Here is a 17404-nt window from a genome sequence, read left to right on the forward strand (position 1 = left end):
GTGAGTTCCCCCTGTTCATCTCGTTTCTCTATTTCACGCTGCCGACAAAGAATGTGGCAAATTCACGGTCCCGCTCCTGGGTCCGGACGATAATCGTGTACCAGCCCGTTTTCGGGAATGTAACCTTAAATTGGCTGCTCACTAACTGGTCATAGGTCAGCTTCTGCTGCAGCACCTTCATCTGGCCTTCGCGGAACAGACCGGAGTAGTACAGGATGTCAAATGTGCCTGCCTGGTTCACTTTCTCCGTTCCGCCCACGTTCATCAGGTTGTAGCCGGATACTTTGAAGGTGATGGTGTTCGTATTGAACAATGCCGACTCACCGGACGAAGCCGAGATGAGCGTGTCATCGCCGAAGATCAGCAGTCCGCCGTCCTTCACGACTACAACATCCTGATAAGCAACTGTTACATTGCCTACCTGGTCAACCGCCGTATACGTCACTTTCTGTCGGCCGAGCTTGGTCAGATCCAGTCCTTCGACGGATACCTTGATGTTGCCGGATTTCGAGACATTGTCCGTTACGGTGTAACCGCCGAGATCGGTCGCAAAGTTAAAGTCCTTCTTGTTCTGTGCGATACCGACAGACGCCTTGTTCAGCGTCAGTTCCGGCGCTGTGTTGTCGATACCTGAGATGGTCACAGGCACCTTGTTTACGTTACCCAGCAGGTCGGAGATGCTCATTACCGTCGAGCCGCTGTTCTCAAATACTCTGGAGTAGCTGAAGGTTCCATCGGCATTGCTGATCTGATTCGTAAACCCGGCTCCGCTCTCAATCGGTTTAACGCCGGAGAACAGCTTGTTGGGCGCCGCGATCTTGCCGCTGAGCGTTACTTTCACTTTGCCCTTGGCGTACTTCTGGCCGTCGATGGTCACAATCTTGTCGGCCGGAACTTCCTTGCCGTCCTCGTCCACAAAGGTATAGACAATCTCTTCCGGCTGCGCCACGGCGGTAACGATGTTGTCAACCTTCTCTTTAACTACAGTCGTATTGCCGAATTTGTCGGCTACGGTAAAGGAAACTGTGCCATTCTCAGTCAACATTACAGTCTGCTTGCCGCTGATCAGCACGATATCCTTGGCGGACCCGTCGGCTTTCTCTACAGTAAGTGCCACCCCGGTAGAGTAAATGACATTTCCGCCTGCGTCTTTAATCGTTCCGAACGGCTTGTCTTTACTGAATTCATAAGACCGGACAACCTTGACCGCAGGAGCTTCCTTGTCAATATTGTTGACGGTTGCCGTTACGCTGCCCGGGTTGCCGGCAGCGTCCTTGAATTCAAAGGTAAAGCTGCCGTTCTCCTTGAAGGTATAGGCGTTCTTGCCGCCGTTGTTCGTGATGACTACCGGCTCCGAAGTCTTCTGGAGATAAGCCGTTACATTGCCGTTAGTGAAGGCTGCATTAGAGTATTCAACGGTACCCTGAGGAATGGTTTTGTCTATGTTCTTCACCACTACGTATAGCGTATCCGTGCGGCTCTTGTCGGCCATATCCGTCAGGTCAAAGCTGTAGAAGCCGTTCTCCTGCACATTGAACCGGTTACCGGTACGGGTCGGCTCGGCCGGATTGATCTTCGACGGCTGCACCCGGATTCCAGCCGGAAGTGCGATGTCGATATCCGCTCCTGCAGCGGCCGTTACCGGCCCGCTCGTTCCTTGCGTTGCCAGTGCGTATACCGGCTGGTCTTCCAGTGCTTCCGCATCGAATTCAAGCTTGGCGGCGTCGCTGATCTTGCCGCCCGGCGTGCGGTATTTCACCTGAACCTGCAGCGCATCCGGATCACCCGAAGGCACCTTAACGGCTACAAAGTTCGTATACGGGCGCCAGTTCTGCCAGCTTGCACCGTTATCCGGCGATACGGAATATTCGTATCCCGATTTATCTTCCGTCTCCAGGCTCAGCTTCAGAATAGCTGTATAACCATCTTCTTCGTCGCCGGACAGATAGACCAGCGAGGACTGCGCGTCAGCCGGAGGTGCATCCTTGTCTCCGGATGCCGAGACCTTAAAGATACCTGCCGTCGACGTCACGATGCTGTTACCTGCTCCGTCAATTGCATGAACATACAATCTGTAGTCGGCGATTTCGCCCGGCTTCAGCCCCTTGCCGCTAATCTCAGCCAGGCCGCTTGCAGGGAGATCCTGCCAGCCTCCCGAGACTTCAGTCGGGGCAGTTTCGCCCTCTTTCACCCACTGGTAATAGCTCTTTACATTGTTCTTGCTGTAAAACTCCGACACTTTGACCGTCGTATCTTGCTCCGCCAACGGATAAGCCACCTCGTTGATGCTGAAGGTTACGGCCGGGGCTTCATTATCGAAATAGTAAGCTTTGGAATAGTAGTACGTCTTGTCGCTGTGCTTCACCATCAGGTGAATGTATTGCGTGCCGCTGAACGAAGTGTCCGCAGGAATCACATAACCGTAAGTCGCTGCGGTTGCGGTAACCGCCTGTGCTTTGGCCGCCGCTTCCGGCCCGGCCTCTGGCTCGCTGCCTGGTTCCGCAGGCGCTGCCGCCGAAGTTTCCGGCACTGCTGTTCCCTCAGGTGCTGCGGCTGCTTCCGGCGTCGCTCCACCTTCCACCGGTTCTTCTGTATCCAGCGGTTGCAGCGAAGTAAGGTTGTTCTCCAATGCTCCGGAGGACAGAAGCTTCAGAATGGCCACCGGCCCTACTTCAGCGGTGACTTCAGGCTGGGCCGCTTCTTCCGGTACGGACACAGCGTCTTCTGTTTCTGCGCTGTTCAGTCCAGCCGGCGCCGCGTCAATCTGCATAGCGTCGAGCGGCTTAAATGCGCCGTCCGCCGGGCGCAGTGAGCTGCCGCTGATGACATAGCCGACATATTCCGGCTTCGTTCCGCCGATTTCAAAGATGACATCATGACTCTTCACATATTCCGGATTGGCTTCCGGCGTGAAGGCTGTCGGCATGCTTTCCTGAGAGCTGACGTTCAGCGGCTCTTCCATCGGTGTCTTGACAACTTCGTTGCCTGCCTTGTCAAGTGCCTTCAGGTACAGCCAGTAGGCGCCATCTTCGTCGATATCATCATAAGCCGATTGGGTAACCGTAGTGCCGGAATAGTTGGCCGGCTTCCACTCCACGTCAGCCGGCGCTCCGTCGTTCTTCACCCATTGGTACTGTACACTTTGGATTCCGCTGTGCGGGTCCTGCACCAGAGCCTGGACAGTGGATTTGTTGTCCGTAGCCGCCAAAGTGATGGACGGCACCTGATTGTCCAGCTTCAGCACACCCACTTCATGCGTCCAGTTGGAATCGTCGTGCATGAAATCTTCCAGCGGCCAGACGTCTAAATCGTCGTATTGGCCTACAGCAGCCAACGCCTTGTTGTTGGCATAAAATTCCTTGTCAGCCTTTGATCCGGCAGCTTCGGCGAACCAGGCATCATATTGAGCCTGGTGACCGGCCACGTAATCCTCCATCTTCTCATACTGCATTAATTCCCGGGCGGAGTCCCAGGTCATATCCGCAGTCCAGGTATGCAGATACCATTCGCCGCTGTTCTCCGAGGAGAACGCTTCAGGAGGCGGCGAGAGCAGGTTGGTCTTGTTGTTGACGACCTGCAGCTGAACATCCTGATACTTGCCCGGATACAGCTGATCAGACGGCTGCTTGGCGGCAAGGGAATAACGCTTAAGCGCCGCAAAATTCTTGTCCCCGGCCAGCGGATCGGCCTTATCCTGGCTCCACATGTAATACACGAGACCCACTGAAGGCGAAGCCTCGGCCGACATGTTGGAAGGACGGTAGATCCCGCGGCTCGGCCGTTCCTCGCTCGGGTCCTTGAGATCCGGATCCATATAAGGAACCTTGATCGAAGGATCGTTGGCATCGATCGTGACCTTGCCTTTTTTCTGGTAAGTAGTACCACTGGCCCCGCCGGTTTCATACCGGTAACTGATCAGCGGCTTAGTGTTGTCGATGAACAGGTTGGCCCAGTCAATCTTGGAATTGACCAGCGAGATGTCGCTGCCGTACGGCGGTGTCTCATCTTCATACGTTCCATCGAAGTTGGCAGGCTGGATCAGCAGGTTTCCTGCGTAGTCCTGGATAACGTTTTTATCCACCTCGTTACCGGTTTTCGCATCATTGGAGATGGCGATAGCCTTTAACAGGGGAGTCTCTACCGTAATGCCATCGGGCACCGTCATGCGGAAGGTCCAATTTTTCGTATTGGAGCCTGCAACATAATAGGCCTTCATTCCGTTATTGAATAAAATATAAGTGTTCTTTACTTCCCAGCCGGTCTTTACAATCGCTTCCTCGGTCATCTGGAGCGTAAAGTCGATTACGTCCCCTTTGTTCAGCGTGACCCCGGTAAGAATTTCCGGCTGGATGCCGTTGGCCGTCTTGCTGTATTTCGGACGCACCGCATCGACGATGACACGGAAGCCGCCATTTTCGAAGTCGAACGGGTTAACCCGTTTTTTGTCTTCACTCAACCATTCATTGCTGCTCGCCGAGCTGGGCAGATTGTTAAAGTTCACTGTCGCCAAGTTCCCTGCGGCGTCGCGCAGTTCCGAAGTCAGGAACTTGTTTTCCAGCGACAGATCCATCTGGGCAGCTCCGCTTGTTCCGCCGGTAATCAGCGGCTGCAGCGGAAGGTTTCCGCTGTTATGGAACGGCACTCCCGTATAACGGTAAGAGATTTGATTGTAAAGTGAACTCAAGTTGCTTTTCGTGTACGTTATATTGGTTAAATACTGCTGGTCACCTGCTGCCGGCAATAAGGTGTCCGGATCATTCATAAACAACTTATGCTGCAAAAAATAGTCGGCATTGCTGGCAGTCAGCGTAGCAGGATAAACCGGCTCTGAGAAATTATAGGACAGCGTAATGTTCTCGTCCCGTTTCACAAACAGCTCTTGCTGGTTAATGTTAGTGTTAAGACGTTCTGCACCATTACCAGTGAATGTGTAGCTGTTCAGCACCGGGCGCTGCTTGTCCTGAAATTTAATGTAGAATCCATAAGCGCCTGGTACTTCACCGCCGCTGTCTTCACCAGAAACGCCAATGGTGATTACGGAATTAGGACCAATAACCGCCGTAGCGCTCTTCGCAGATTCATTATTATTATGTGAACCGTCGATCAAGATCACCTTTCCATCCAGTGTGACGGATGCACCACTGACGCTTGATCCCCACGTCCAACCCGAATCATAATTCAGGTATCTCCAACCTACCACGAGCTCAGTATGACCGCTCAGTGCCATATTTTTTAGGGTGGGATTGTCGGCAACATTCAATTGAAATTCAACAGATCCACCCTTTTTGTTAGTGTTAAGGATATCCCCATTGTCCCAGTTAATCTGCATCGCATCGTTCGACTTAACCTTAAATCCGGCTTCCCGGTTGTTATTAAAGTTAACCAATGCATTCTCTGCTTCATTGGATGCATTGCCTACCACGGACAATCCGACATAAACTTTCTGATCGCCTGCGCCCGCGGCTTCTGCTTGTCCCGCCCAAGAAACAGGCAGCAGCGAAATTAATATACTCAAGATCACACTGATAGCGGTGAATTTCTTCACCTTCCTGCTGTTCAGCAACTTGATGTTCCCCCTTATTCTTTCGTTCAATTCCATCCGCCGTCCTCAAGAATCGCAAGTATTATTGTCTTCTCTTTCTGTGCACGATCCTGCATTCGCTCCTTTCCATCCGGCTTGACGGACAAAAATTAAATTCTAAGTACCCAATTTGTGATAGCTTCGATTTATTTTATCAGCCGGCTCTAAACAAACTCTTAACAAATCTCGACAAAATTCTAGTAAAGTAGTACTAATTTCGACAAAATGCAAAAAAACCTCGAGAAATTTTCTCGAAGCCCGAAAAATACTTATTTTTTATGAGATATTGTGATATTTAGAACAGCGCTAGATCGAGAGATCACTCTCCACGCAGTATCAATTAATTGAAATAAATGACATTATTCTATTCTTCTTATAAACAAATCTCAGAATTATAGCGTTGTAACCTGCCACAAGCTGACCTGCAGCCCTTCGTAATTTAGCACATCCAATGCTTCAGAATAGATTTCATTCCCAGCCTATTTGATTCCAATTGGTCAAATTCCCCTTCGACATGGGCAGTTAGCCTAATACGACAGCTTTTTTTCAAAGGGTGTTTTGGCTCAGTATAAATGACGTCAATATTTTGCCAATCCATTTGGTCCTCCAGATTTCTAGAATTGAAGCGTCAATACGATTGGAGTCCGATGATAATTGGATAATCGCCACCTAATTTCACCTGTATGGAGCTTACCGCAATTCTAGTTGGATTTCCGCCACTTAATAGGAACGAAGACCAATGATAACAACAAAATCCTCCAAATTAAGATGCGATAATCTAATTAGATGTTTCAATTCTGTAAAATCGGCTAAATTAGTGTGCCAAAATCAAACTAAAACTATATCAGCGCTGCAACTCTTGAGGATCTTCGAACTTTCTAGCACTGCCCACACCCAACATCCTGATAGCTTATGAATTTAATCATACGCATCTCCCAATGAAATGAAATCTTCCTCCAGCCAAAATAAATTCTCTCCTTTACTTTCCACCAATCTGCACAGTAATTCAGTGAACGTCTATGCGATGACTGCATTTTCCCCGGCGACACCATGTCTATCCCAAAAGCTGTCATAGCACTTGCCGGTTCTTTCATTAGACAAATCTATTGTTATGTATTGAGACCCCTCATCATATCCGATAATGTACCAATTAGCTGACCGATCCTCCTTCAAAGAGTACCGCACCTGAGCATTGTTATTGAATGTGACCACAATGAAGACTTTATTTCTAAAATGGAGTATACAAATTAAGTGGACAACTACTTCATGTGGTTCTGTTTCTTGGAGTTTCAAAAAGTGTGTAAATCTTTTAAGTTAGAGGCTCAAAGTATGTTACTTTCTTACCATTTTGACTAGCATATTCAATTTCTTTTTTCGTGCTTTGACCAATATATCCCTTTACATTGATTACGTAAATTTCATCTGACATATCAATTTTGTGAAAGTGCAGTCTTTCAAAAAGTTTAACTTGTTCTTCTGTTACTTCAATATGATCACTTTGTTCAAAGAACCCCAGACTAAGAACGATATTACCTTTCAATGTCAAGTTAGCCATTGCCTCTTCAAACTGTTGTTTGAACTTTGTTGAGCCGCAAAGCGTAATAACAGTTGGTTTTGTAATTTTAGAAAATTCGTTCATTTAGATTGCTCCATTTCATACTATTTTTAGAGTAATTGTATCATATAGTAACAAAGTTTATGAAAAAACCCATGCTTCTCCCCTCCTTGTTATATTTCTCTACTATTATATAGGCTATATAGGCAATCGTTGAACCCAAACAAATCAAATAACCACATGCCTGCCGCATGCGGTTAATAACGTCCACTGGTTTAGTCCTCTATTAAGCAGCTCCCCTACAAACTACTTCAGCTGCCCTTCCTCTACAATCCTCGCCACCACCTGCTCCTCTTCCCACTCCGCCGCCGTCTCCAGTCCCGCGCAGGCTTCCCGGGTCGAAGAGGTGATGATGCCCTTGTCATAGAGAAAATATTTACCCGACTTCTCGTCGTAAATATGGCTTGGCGGCGGCCACTGCTCTTCGTCACTGCCGAACGGGCGATGATCCACCACCGGCCAATGGCCGGACTGCAGAGCCGCTTCCTCCACGGCTACGGTAAACTGGCTCTCGCTTTCGCTCTCCTGCGGCAAATCCTTGGGCGTCTCTCCCACATAATCATAGATGCTGAGCGAAGTGTCCCGGTAAAGTCGGCCAAACGCATATTTTCCATCAGGCAGCGGAATCGCCAGCACATCTCCCAATTGTATCGTCGACTTTTTGACTCGCATGGATCACCAAACTCCTTATCCAGTATACATGTATATTTTTTCAATATTTATTAATCTGATTTTCCTTATATGTCCAATAAAATACCATGATTCACTGAATAATCACTGAACAATTGCAGCAATAAAGCGGTTACATTAAATGACAAATTGCCTTCAGGGCAAAATGTCTATAATTTTGTAACAAAAAACGGCGCCACCCTGGCGCCGTCCTCATCATTCATAAACTTTTAACGAACAATCGTCTTCCCGACCTGGCGCAAAATCTCGTCCATTGAACCGGAGTCATGCACATCGTAGTCGTCAATGTTCAGCCGCAGCACCGGACAGGCGCTGAATTCCCCGATCCACTGCGCGTAACGCCCGTGCATATGCTCCCAGTAAGTAACGTCGGTCTGCACCTCCATCTCCCGGCCGCGTTCATTGATCCGCCGCAGAATGGACGGCAGGCTGCCTTCAATGTAAATCAGCACATCGGGATGCGGGAAGTAGGGTGTCATCACCATGGCCTCGTACAGGCTGGTATAGGTCGCATAGTCAGTCTTCGACATGGTGCCTTGATCGGCATGCATTTTGGCAAAAATCCCGGTGTCCTCATAGATCGAACGGTCCTGCACGAACCCGCCGCCCATTTCAAACATCTTCTTCTGCTCCTTGAAGCGTTCGGCCAGGAAATAGATCTGCAGATGAAAGCTCCAGCGCTCGAAATCATGGTAAAACTTCTCCAGGTATGGATTATGGTCCACCTGCTCCAGCGAGGTCTGGAAGTTCAGGCGCCCGGCAAGCGCGGCCGTGAGTGTCGATTTGCCGACACCTACCGTACCTGCAACGGTAATAATGGCATTGTCCGGAATCTGGTATGGGTTCATTGCATAAGCTCCTTTACTTTGGCGGCAATGGCGGCATAATCTTTCGGGTTCTCGACAAAATCAACCTGTTTCCCGTCAATGGTCACGATGACCGTGGACGGTTCCGATTGCGCGAGCGAAGCCATGGCCTGATCGTAATCTTCAATTAATTGCTGCAGGTAGGCCGGGGAAATATCATCCTCGAACGGGCGTCCGCGCTTCGCGATCCGCGCCAGCAGCGTCTCCAGATCGGCCCGGATATACACGATAAGATTCGGCTTCGGCAGATCGCCGGTCAGCACCTGATAAATCTGACGGTATTTCTCCCTCAGGGTACCCTTCAGCGTCCGCTCGGCAAAGATCAGATTCTTGTATATATGATAATCCGAGATCACCGCTCTCCCCTGGCTTATGTACTCCTTCACGGTGTCCTCCAGCTGCTTGTAACGGTTGCATAGGAAGAACATTTCCAGCTGGAAGCTCCAGTCGTCCATGTTCTGATAGAACTTGTCCAGGAACGGATTCTCCTCGACGATCTCCTTAATCAGGGGAAGTTCAAATTCGGCCGCCAGCATGGTGGCGAGTGTGGTTTTGCCGGCGCCGATCGGGCCTTCCACAGCAATAAACGGTGCATGTTTCATTAATGCTACTTTCCTCCTCAAGTCTACGGCCTTACAGCAGACTCCGGCACCGCCGGCAGACCCGCTCAAAAAACAGACTAAATCATTGTATCACAGACACGGGGGCCTGGGCGGAACATTTTGCGAAACTTTTCCCGGTGCGGACGCGTCTATTTGGGTGCTGAGGTTGTTTTTTCCAAATCACGCAATTTCATCAATGCAAAGTGAGGAGATCGTTATGAATACAAAAATGTGGGTTACCGGCACGCTGCTTAGCTTGGGAGTGCTGTCGGGGGTATTACCTGCGAATGCCGGCATGATTTCGGCTGCGGGGACGGCTGCGGAGACGGGTACAGTGGCAGCTATAGGAGGCACGGCAGCCGCCGGGACGGATTCAGCTTCAAGTGAAGCTTCGGCACCAACTCCGGCTGCCGCCGCTGCACAAGCCGTAAAGACTTCTTCCGCTTCAAGCATCACCGCCTTTGGCGCGGGCTGGCTGCTCAAGAACGACGGCAGCTTCTGGATCTGGGATTATAACCAGTCGGTTCCGACACAGGTACCGGCCCTGACCGGCGCGGTCGCTTCCTATCCCGGGGGCTTTGCGGTTATGAACGACGGCTCCATCAAGCACTGGTATAATGATTACTACACTCCTGCTATTACCGTGGAGCCGGTTAGCGGCATAAGCTCCATTGCGGATGTGCAGATCTGGAACAACACAGTCGTCGCAGATACAGAAGGTGCGGTACATGTAATGGTCAGAACGGATGATCCCTACATTTCCGCCATACCGCCCGAGGACGAAGTGGTGTTCGTGCCACTTGAGGGCATTGACCATGTCACCGATATCGGCAGGTTTAGCGAAATCCGTTCGGATATGATCGATACCCGCAATACGTTTCTTAAGGATGACGGCACGGTCTGGGTCGATGACGGTAAGCTGAAGACAATCGCCCCGATTGTCAATCTGCAGAACATCGTGCAGGTCGCCGAGAACTATGCCCTCGACAAGGACGGTGCGGTCTGGACCTGGCCGGACAGCTATGCCTATGATCTTCCGGCAGGCGGAACCATCGCCACCAAGTTCTCTGCACTGCCTAGCATCAGGAGCATTAAGCATAATAAGAATTCTACGCTGGCGATTGACAGCCAGTCGCAGCTGTGGTTCTGGGGCGGCACCGTGACCGGCTATTCCGACGGCTGGGTCTATGAGAATCATCCCGACCCTGTGCTGATTAAGAGCCTTGAGAACGTCAAGGACGCTTTTGTGGTGGAGCACTCACTTATAGTATGGACCAAGGACAACAAAGTGTATGAGACCACCATTGCCCGTGACAGCATGCCGTCCAATCCGGAGTTTACGCTGCTGGCTGCGGATGTGACCGCCATCCTGCCGGATGTCAGACATATGATTATGCAGAAGGGGGACGGCAGCCTCTGGGGCTGGGGCGTCAACAAGAACGCCGAGCTGGGGTACGGAGACTATGAGTTTATGCACGCTACACCGGTGCCGGTACAGAAGCCGATCGCCGTCTCGCTGAACGGGGAGAATGTGCCGCTCACGAGCGGGGTTATCACCCGCGGCGGGCAGAACTTCGTACCGCTGCGCTCCTTCTTTGACAAGCTGGGCGCCGAGATCGGCTTCGACGGCACCACAAAGCTGGCCACCGTCAAGCGCACCGATACAAGCCTGCCGGCGCTGTCGATCAGCGTGAACGCCAAGACGGGCGAGACCAGGCTGAACGGCCAGGCCGTGAAGCTGGAGAACACGCCGTTCACCGTGAATGGTGTGCTATACCTGCCGCTGCGCTTCATCAGCGAGAAGCTTGGGGCGACCGTGCAGTGGCTGCCGCAGGAGGAGCGGATCGCGGTCACGATGAAGTAGTCTCGCTGAAATAACCCCATATCTTCACCAGCGGCCCTGTTCTTCGGCCATTACGAAGGACAAGGTACACTTATCACTTTCCAGACGCGCCCACCCTGGGTACAGCTGGCCCAGGGCCTGCCAGGCACAGCAAAGCCCCGCCATCCCATCAGGGGATAGCGGGGCTTCTCTATCAGCTCCGGCTGTTAAGACAGCCGGCCGCTGAAGTCATTGTATTCGAACTCGCGGATGACCTTCAGGCCCTCTTCTTCGTTGTAGGAAGCGATGGCTGGCAGGTTCACGCCGTTGAACATATGATTCTTGACCATGGAGTAATGCGCCATGTCCAGGAAGATCAGCTTATCGCCGTATTTCAGCGGCTCCGGGAAGGAGTAATCGCCGATGATATCTCCGGCGAGGCAGGTCATGCCGCCGAGCCGGTAGGTGTGGGCGAATTCGCCGGGCTGGCCGGAGCCGATGATGTTCGGGCGGTAAGGCATCGCCAGTACGTCCGGCATATGGCATTCGGCCGACGTATCGAGGATGGCGATGTCCATGCCGTTATGCATGGTATCGAGCACCGTCGCTACCAGGTAACCGGTGTTGAGCGCTACCGCTTCGCCCGGCTCCAGGTAAATCTCGACGTTGTACGTTTCCTTCATATGAATAATGCAGGCAATCAGCTTCTCCAGGTCATAGTCGGCACGGGTAATATGATGGCCGCCGCCGAAGTTGAGCCATTTCATACCATGCAGGTACTGGCCGAATTTCTCTTCCACAACCTTCAGCGTACGCTCCAGCGTATCCGAGTTCTGCTCACACATCGTATGGAAGTGCAGACCTTCGATGCCTTCCAGTTCATCCGGACGGAAGTTCGGCAGTGTCACGCCCATACGCGAGAAGTTGTAGCACGGATCGTACAGCGGCACTTCAATCTCGGAATATTCCGGATTGACGCGGATGCCGCAGCTGATGGGCTTGCCGGCATTCTGCACCCGGTCCTTGAACCGGTTCCACTGGTCAAACGAGTTAAACACAATATGGTCCGTGTAGCCAAGCAGCTCGTCGAATTCACGGTCCATGTAGGCCGGCGCATAGACATGCACCTCTTTGCCCATTTCCTCAAAGCCGAGACGCGCTTCGAACAGGGAGCTGGAAGTTACGCCATGCAGGTATTGTCCGACCAGCGGATACAAGGCGTGCATGGAGAACCCTTTTTGCGCGAGCAGAATCTTCGCCCCGCTCTTCTCCTGAACGTAGTTCAGCGTCTCCAGGTTCTTCTTCAGCAGCCGTTCGTCCACCAGATAGGCGGGCGAAGGCAGCTTGCTGATGTCGATATCGATGCCGTTCATGGGCAGGCCCTAGTCGAGCAGCGTTGGCGAGAAATCTTCTTGCCAAGGCAGTCCGTGTTTGTTGAGTGCATCCATGAATGGGTCCGGATCGAATTCTTCGACGTTGTATACGCCCGGCTTCTTCCAGATGCCTTTGATAATCAGCATAGCGCCGATCATTGCAGGAACGCCTGTGGTATAGGAGATGGCCTGGGAGCCGACTTCTCTATAGCATTCCTCATGATCGCATACATTGTAGACATAATAAGTCTTAGGCTGGCCGTCCTTCGTGCCCTGAATGATGCAGCCGATGTTCGTCTTGCCTTTGGTTCTAGGTCCAAGGGAAGCCGGGTCAGGCAGAATCGCCTTCAGGAACTGCAAAGGAATAATCTCCTTGCCTTCGTACATAATCGGCTCGATCGAAGTCATGCCGACATTCTCCAGCACCTTCAGGTGAGTCAGGTAGTTCTGCGAGAAGGTCATCCAGAAGCGGATTTTCTTTACGCCTTTAATATTCTTGGCCAGGGATTCCAGCTCTTCATGATACAGCAGGTAAATGTCCTTCGGACCGATCTCCGGGAGATCGTAGACCTTCTTCTCGGACAGCGGCGCAGTCTCAACCCATTCACCGTTCTCGAAGTAGCGTCCGTTGGCGGTAATTTCGCGGATATTAATCTCAGGATTGAAGTTGGTTGCGAACGGGTAACCATGATCACCGGCGTTGGCGTCAACAATGTCAATCGTGTGGATTTCGTCAAAATAATGCTTCTGCGCATAAGCGGTGAACACACCGGTCACACCTGGGTCAAACCCGCTGCCGAGCAGCGCAGTGATTCCGGCCTTCTCGAATCTTTCCTTGTAAGCCCACTGCCAGGAATATTCAAACTTCGCCGTATCCTGCGGTTCGTAGTTGGCGGTATCCACGTAGTGCACTCCCGTTGCCAGGCAAGCGTCCATAATGGTCAGGTCCTGATATGGGAGAGCGACATTAATCACGACATCCGGCTGGAAGCTCTTGATCAGTTCAATTACCTCGTCCGTATTATCCGCATCGAGCTGAGCAGTAGAAATCTTCGTTTGGCCGCCGGCCAATTTATCTTTCAGAGCCTCGCATTTCGCCAAGGTGCGGCTTGCAATGCAAATCTCTTCAAATACATCCGGGTTCTGGCAGCACTTGTGCACAACAACACTAGCTACACCGCCAGCGCCAATAATTAACGCTTTTCCCAAAATTGATAACCCCCTAAGTTAAGAAATCCGTCGTACAGAACGGGGTCCAGGCAAGACATGCCAATTCCGCCCTGCAAAAATCAACAAGGCTGATTATACAGCCTGCTTCGCAATAAATCAATAAAAACCGACAAAAATTGCTGACGAGACTGTAAAATCTGCAATTTTTCCGCTTCATACTCTTGAACCCACGGAAATGCACTGGAATGCTCCGTTTTCCTCCGCTTTCTCCGAATAGTTTCCGGCGGCTGAGCAGACGGGCAGCAGAAGATTCCGCATTTTTGGACAACTAGACAATTGTAACACAAGCGAAACCGGCTTCCTACTAAATTATTTCACAGAGCACACGGCTGCAAGGCGTTTGCCCGTCTTTCGCCTGAAAGGCTCTGCTACCACCCTTTACCCGTTCAGGCAGATCTCAATCGTTCTCATGTGATTAGGTTGTCCCGTTTCCCCGGCAATCATCAGCTGGAGCACACGCTTTTTTATACATGATGGCTTGCCGGTCTATAGCTTTAGTAAGCAGGGAGGGTGCGGCCGATAGATGAGTGTAAAAGTATAGGTATTTTCTTCCTCCAATTTCAGTTGGAAGTCCAATTCCAGCAATATAAATCAGAAAAAGCCTCCGGCTGCCAAAAACGGCGCCAAAGGCCCTCGATCGTTCGTTATGATGTCGCCTGTCCGAACAGCCACAGCAGCGCCCGCGGAAAATGCAGGCTGAAGAACACCGTATCATGCGTGCCTTCCGGATGGGTCTCAAACAGCAGCTTATCGTCTCCAAACCCTTGCTCCAGCAGCAACGCACGGGCCTTGCGGGTATTGGGGACCATTTCCTTCTGTACATTCGTCTTATAGCAGCCCTCCAGCTCGCCGACATACATGTAGATCCGTCGCTCCCGCTCCGGCAGGATATGGCTGCCCATATATTCGAGAACTCCCTCGTACCAAAAGGATGCGGACAGCAGCCCTTGCCGTCCGAACACCCCCGGATACAGATACCCGGCGTGCAGGGCAACCAGCCCGCCGAGTGAACCGCCGATGATCGCCGTATGCTCCGCACCGGGGAGTGTATCATAGCGCCGGTCTATCGCGGGCTTCAGCGTAAGCGCCAGCTCCTGCACATAATCCGCGCCTCTCCCGCCGAAGCCGGGAGCCCCCGGACGCAGCGGGGGAGCCGGCCAAGGCGTGTATTCATGATTGCGCTCCTGCGGGCATACGCCGACCATGATCAGCTCCGGCAGCCGCTGTGACAGAAACAGATGCTCCAAGTAATTGAAGGTGTCCTTCATCATATCGCCGTCATCCTGCAGGTATACTACCGGATACCGCATGCCTGCCTTTCCATAGGAAGGCGGCGTATAAACGGTAATACTCCGTCCCGATATCTCTTCCCGCTTCATTCTCCCGTTCATCGCCTCTACCTTTCTTCCTTCCCTTATGCTCTGACTACTAAGATGCATTATCTGGCCCGCGTGCGCAGCAGCAGCCAGATGAAGTAAGGCACCCCGATAATGGAGAGCACGATGCCGACAGCCAGCTCGACCGGTGCAAACACCGTTTTGCCGATAAAATCGGCGACGACTACCATCAGCATCCCGATGACGCCGCATAACGGAACGATGTATTTATAGGCGTTCCCGATCAGCCGCCGCGCAATATGCGGCGCGATCAGCCCGACAAAGCCGATGCTGCCGGAGACCGACACGCAGGCGCTGATGAGGCCGACGCAGCAGAGCAGCAGAATCTGCCGCTCCCGGCCCACGTTGACGCCCACTCCTTTGACACTGGTCTCATGCAATTGCAGCAGATCCAGCACGGCGGCGCGCCGCCAGACCAGCGGCGTGAGGATCAGGAGCCACGGGAGCGTGGAGAGTATCTGCTGCCAGGTGGCGTTGTACACGCTGCCGGACAGCCAGACGGTGGCCATCTCGAAGTTCTGCGGGTCCATCTTCAGTGACACATACAGTGTGACCGCACCGAAGCCGGAGCCAAGGGCGATCCCCACCAGAATTAGCTGCTGGGGATGAAATTCACCCTGATGGCGGGCGAACAGGTACAGCAGAACCACGGCGGCCAGGCCGCCCATGAAGCCCAGCAGCGGCATCGACAGCACCTGGACCCAGCCGGGAGCTTCCATCGACCCGGCTGCGAAGAACATAAAGATCACAACGAACGCTCCGGCGGCGGCATGAATGCCAAGGATGCCGGGGTCCGCCAGCGTATTGCGGGTGATGCCCTGGAGTACGGCCCCGGCAATGCCGAGGCCGAAGCCCACCAGCGCGCCTAACACGATGCGCGGCAGCCGGAAATCGAAGATCACCAGATCGTAGTCCTCTACCGGATCGATGCGCAGCAGCGTGCGGACGACATCCTTGGCAGAAATGTCAAAGGTGCCGTTCGTTAAGCTGATGTACATGCCGCATAGCGTCAGGCCGCAGATCACCAGAAACAGCATCCAGAAACGCGGCGCCTTGGACGGCGGCGACAACGGATGTTTATTCATGCCTTACCGCCTCCTCTCGTCTTGACTAAATAGAGGAAGAACGGCACGCCGAAGATCGCGGTGACGACGCCGACCGGCGTCTCGAACGGATAATTGATGAACCGGCTGATCAGGTCGCAGGCCGCAAGGAACAACGCCCCGAAGAAGGCGGCGAACGGAATGATCCTGCGGTAGTCCTGTCCGATCAGAAACCGCGTGATATGCGGGATGATCAGGCCGACGAACGCAATTTTGCCGGCGATGGCGACGGAGATGCCCGTGAGAATGACCACACTCAGCATGGTTAGCCCCTTCACCAGCGGCACCTTCAGCCCGAGACCCGTGGCGGTCTCTTCGCCCAGCGACAGCATCGTCACCGGCCGGGACATCAGCAGGCCCAGCGTGAGTCCGGCGACCGCGAACGGAATCGCCAGCTTAATAATCTCAGGGTCCATCGCATGCAGTCTGGCGTTATACCAGTAACTGATATTCTGTGACACCTGGAAATAGGCCGACAGCGCCTGGGAGACCCCGCCGAGGAATGTGCCGATAATGGTCCCGAGGATCGCCAGCGTCAAGGGCGAGGTGCCTCCGGGGAGCAGCTTAGCTGTTCCAAAGACCAGCACAGCTCCCAGCAGGGAGCCAAGCAGCGAGTACCCGATCATCGACATGGACGAGGCTCCGGGCATGAACACCATGCACAGCGTAACGGCGAACACCGAACCGTCGCTGATGCCCATAATCGAAGGCGACGCCAGGTAGTTGCGGGTCATCCCCTGCATCAGCGCGCCGGACACGGCGAGGAATGCGCCAATCAGGAGTGCTCCCGCCACCCGCGGAATCCGTGAAGTTCTTATGATGATATGGTCGATGTTCTCCGGATCGGGCTGAAAGATGGCATTCCAGACCGTGGAGTATGTAATATCTTTGGAGCCGTACAGTATGGACAAGACGAATACAACAACGATTAGGGCGATTCCCGCCAGCAGCAGGAGCGCCGTTCTGGCTTGCAGGTTGACTTTCATATCCACTGCTTCTTTTCCGGTCTGTTCATGATTACTGCAGCTCCCTTTCTATACCGTCAATGATTGGCTGCTAATCGCCGCAATCAGTGAAAATCATTCTCATTTACGAGTATAGTGAAGGGTAAAGCCCGCTTCCATG

At 52.5% G+C, this 17404-nt stretch carries 11 protein-coding genes; 1 reads left to right on the plus strand and 10 read right to left on the minus strand.

What is annotated here, in order from left to right:
* Positions 1–28: 28 nt before the first annotated feature.
* The 5 genes from F1381_RS17825 to F1381_RS17845 all read right to left on the minus strand — a co-directional run bounded on the left by F1381_RS17825 (position 29) and on the right by F1381_RS17845 (position 9354).
* Complete coding sequence (locus tag F1381_RS17825) at positions 29–5563, minus strand: hypothetical protein (RefSeq protein WP_151736183.1); 5535 nt, start codon at positions 5561–5563, stop codon at positions 29–31.
* Positions 5564–6890: 1327 nt separating this feature from the next.
* On the minus strand, positions 6891–7220 hold the full coding sequence (locus tag F1381_RS17830; protein WP_151736184.1) for a hypothetical protein: 330 nt from the start codon (positions 7218–7220) through the stop codon (positions 6891–6893).
* Between the two features lie 222 nt (positions 7221–7442).
* A complete protein-coding gene (locus F1381_RS17835; protein ID WP_151736185.1) occupies positions 7443–7868 on the minus strand; it encodes an Imm26 family immunity protein in 426 nt (141 codons plus the stop codon).
* 227 nt (positions 7869–8095) lie between these two features.
* On the minus strand, positions 8096–8734 hold the full coding sequence (locus F1381_RS17840) for a deoxynucleoside kinase (RefSeq protein ID WP_151736186.1): 639 nt from the start codon (positions 8732–8734) through the stop codon (positions 8096–8098).
* Entirely contained in the window at positions 8731–9354 is a 624-nt protein-coding gene (locus F1381_RS17845; RefSeq protein ID WP_151736187.1) for a deoxynucleoside kinase, read from the minus strand. Before F1381_RS17845 ends, F1381_RS17840 begins: the two co-directional genes overlap by 4 nt.
* A gap of 217 nt (positions 9355–9571) precedes the next feature.
* Between F1381_RS17845 and F1381_RS17850 the strand changes: the two genes are divergently transcribed.
* Positions 9572–11218, plus strand: coding sequence for a stalk domain-containing protein (locus F1381_RS17850; RefSeq protein WP_187355424.1), 1647 nt, complete (start codon positions 9572–9574; stop codon positions 11216–11218).
* A gap of 185 nt (positions 11219–11403) precedes the next feature.
* Here the strand turns inward: F1381_RS17850 and nspC are convergent, their stop codons facing one another.
* The 5 genes from nspC to F1381_RS17875 form a co-directional block, all read right to left on the minus strand.
* Complete coding sequence (gene nspC / locus F1381_RS17855; protein ID WP_151736240.1) at positions 11404–12540, minus strand: carboxynorspermidine decarboxylase; 1137 nt, start codon at positions 12538–12540, stop codon at positions 11404–11406.
* Between the two features lie 18 nt (positions 12541–12558).
* The gene (locus tag F1381_RS17860; RefSeq protein WP_151736189.1) at positions 12559–13758 is read right to left on the minus strand and encodes a saccharopine dehydrogenase family protein; all 1200 of its coding nucleotides are present in this window, start codon (positions 13756–13758) and stop codon (positions 12559–12561) included.
* A 665-nt stretch (positions 13759–14423) separates the two neighbouring features.
* Positions 14424–15170: an alpha/beta hydrolase gene (locus tag F1381_RS17865; protein WP_151736190.1), complete on the minus strand. Its 747-nt coding sequence runs from the start codon at positions 15168–15170 to the stop codon at positions 14424–14426.
* A 47-nt stretch (positions 15171–15217) separates the two neighbouring features.
* Complete coding sequence (locus F1381_RS17870) at positions 15218–16261, minus strand: FecCD family ABC transporter permease (RefSeq protein WP_151736191.1); 1044 nt, start codon at positions 16259–16261, stop codon at positions 15218–15220.
* Positions 16258–17265 carry a FecCD family ABC transporter permease gene (locus F1381_RS17875; RefSeq protein ID WP_151736192.1) on the minus strand — a complete coding sequence of 336 codons (1008 nt, stop codon included), beginning with the start codon at positions 17263–17265 and terminating at the stop codon, positions 16258–16260. The genes F1381_RS17870 and F1381_RS17875 overlap by 4 nt, the downstream gene beginning before the upstream one ends.
* Positions 17266–17404 lie beyond the last annotated feature (139 nt).

Source organism: Paenibacillus tengchongensis (assembly GCF_008973665.1).
Taxonomy (GTDB): Bacteria; Bacillota; Bacilli; order Paenibacillales; family Paenibacillaceae; genus Paenibacillus_AQ; species Paenibacillus_AQ tengchongensis.

What these genes read in the sequence shown, in the direction of transcription:
- F1381_RS17830 (WP_151736184.1), bottom strand. Translation starts at nt 7,220, where the DNA reads ATGAACGAATTTTCTAAAATTACAAAACCAACTGTTATTACGCTTTGC.
- F1381_RS17835 (WP_151736185.1), bottom strand. Translation starts at nt 7,868, where the DNA reads ATGCGAGTCAAAAAGTCGACGATACAATTGGGAGATGTGCTGGCGATT.
- F1381_RS17840 (WP_151736186.1), bottom strand. Translation starts at nt 8,734, where the DNA reads ATGAACCCATACCAGATTCCGGACAATGCCATTATTACCGTTGCAGGT.
- F1381_RS17845 (WP_151736187.1), bottom strand. Translation starts at nt 9,354, where the DNA reads ATGAAACATGCACCGTTTATTGCTGTGGAAGGCCCGATCGGCGCCGGC.
- F1381_RS17850 (WP_187355424.1), top strand. Translation starts at nt 9,572, where the DNA reads ATGAATACAAAAATGTGGGTTACCGGCACGCTGCTTAGCTTGGGAGTG.
- F1381_RS17865 (WP_151736190.1), bottom strand. Translation starts at nt 15,170, where the DNA reads ATGAACGGGAGAATGAAGCGGGAAGAGATATCGGGACGGAGTATTACC.
- F1381_RS17870 (WP_151736191.1), bottom strand. Translation starts at nt 16,261, where the DNA reads ATGAATAAACATCCGTTGTCGCCGCCGTCCAAGGCGCCGCGTTTCTGG.
- F1381_RS17875 (WP_151736192.1), bottom strand. Translation starts at nt 17,265, where the DNA reads ATGAAAGTCAACCTGCAAGCCAGAACGGCGCTCCTGCTGCTGGCGGGA.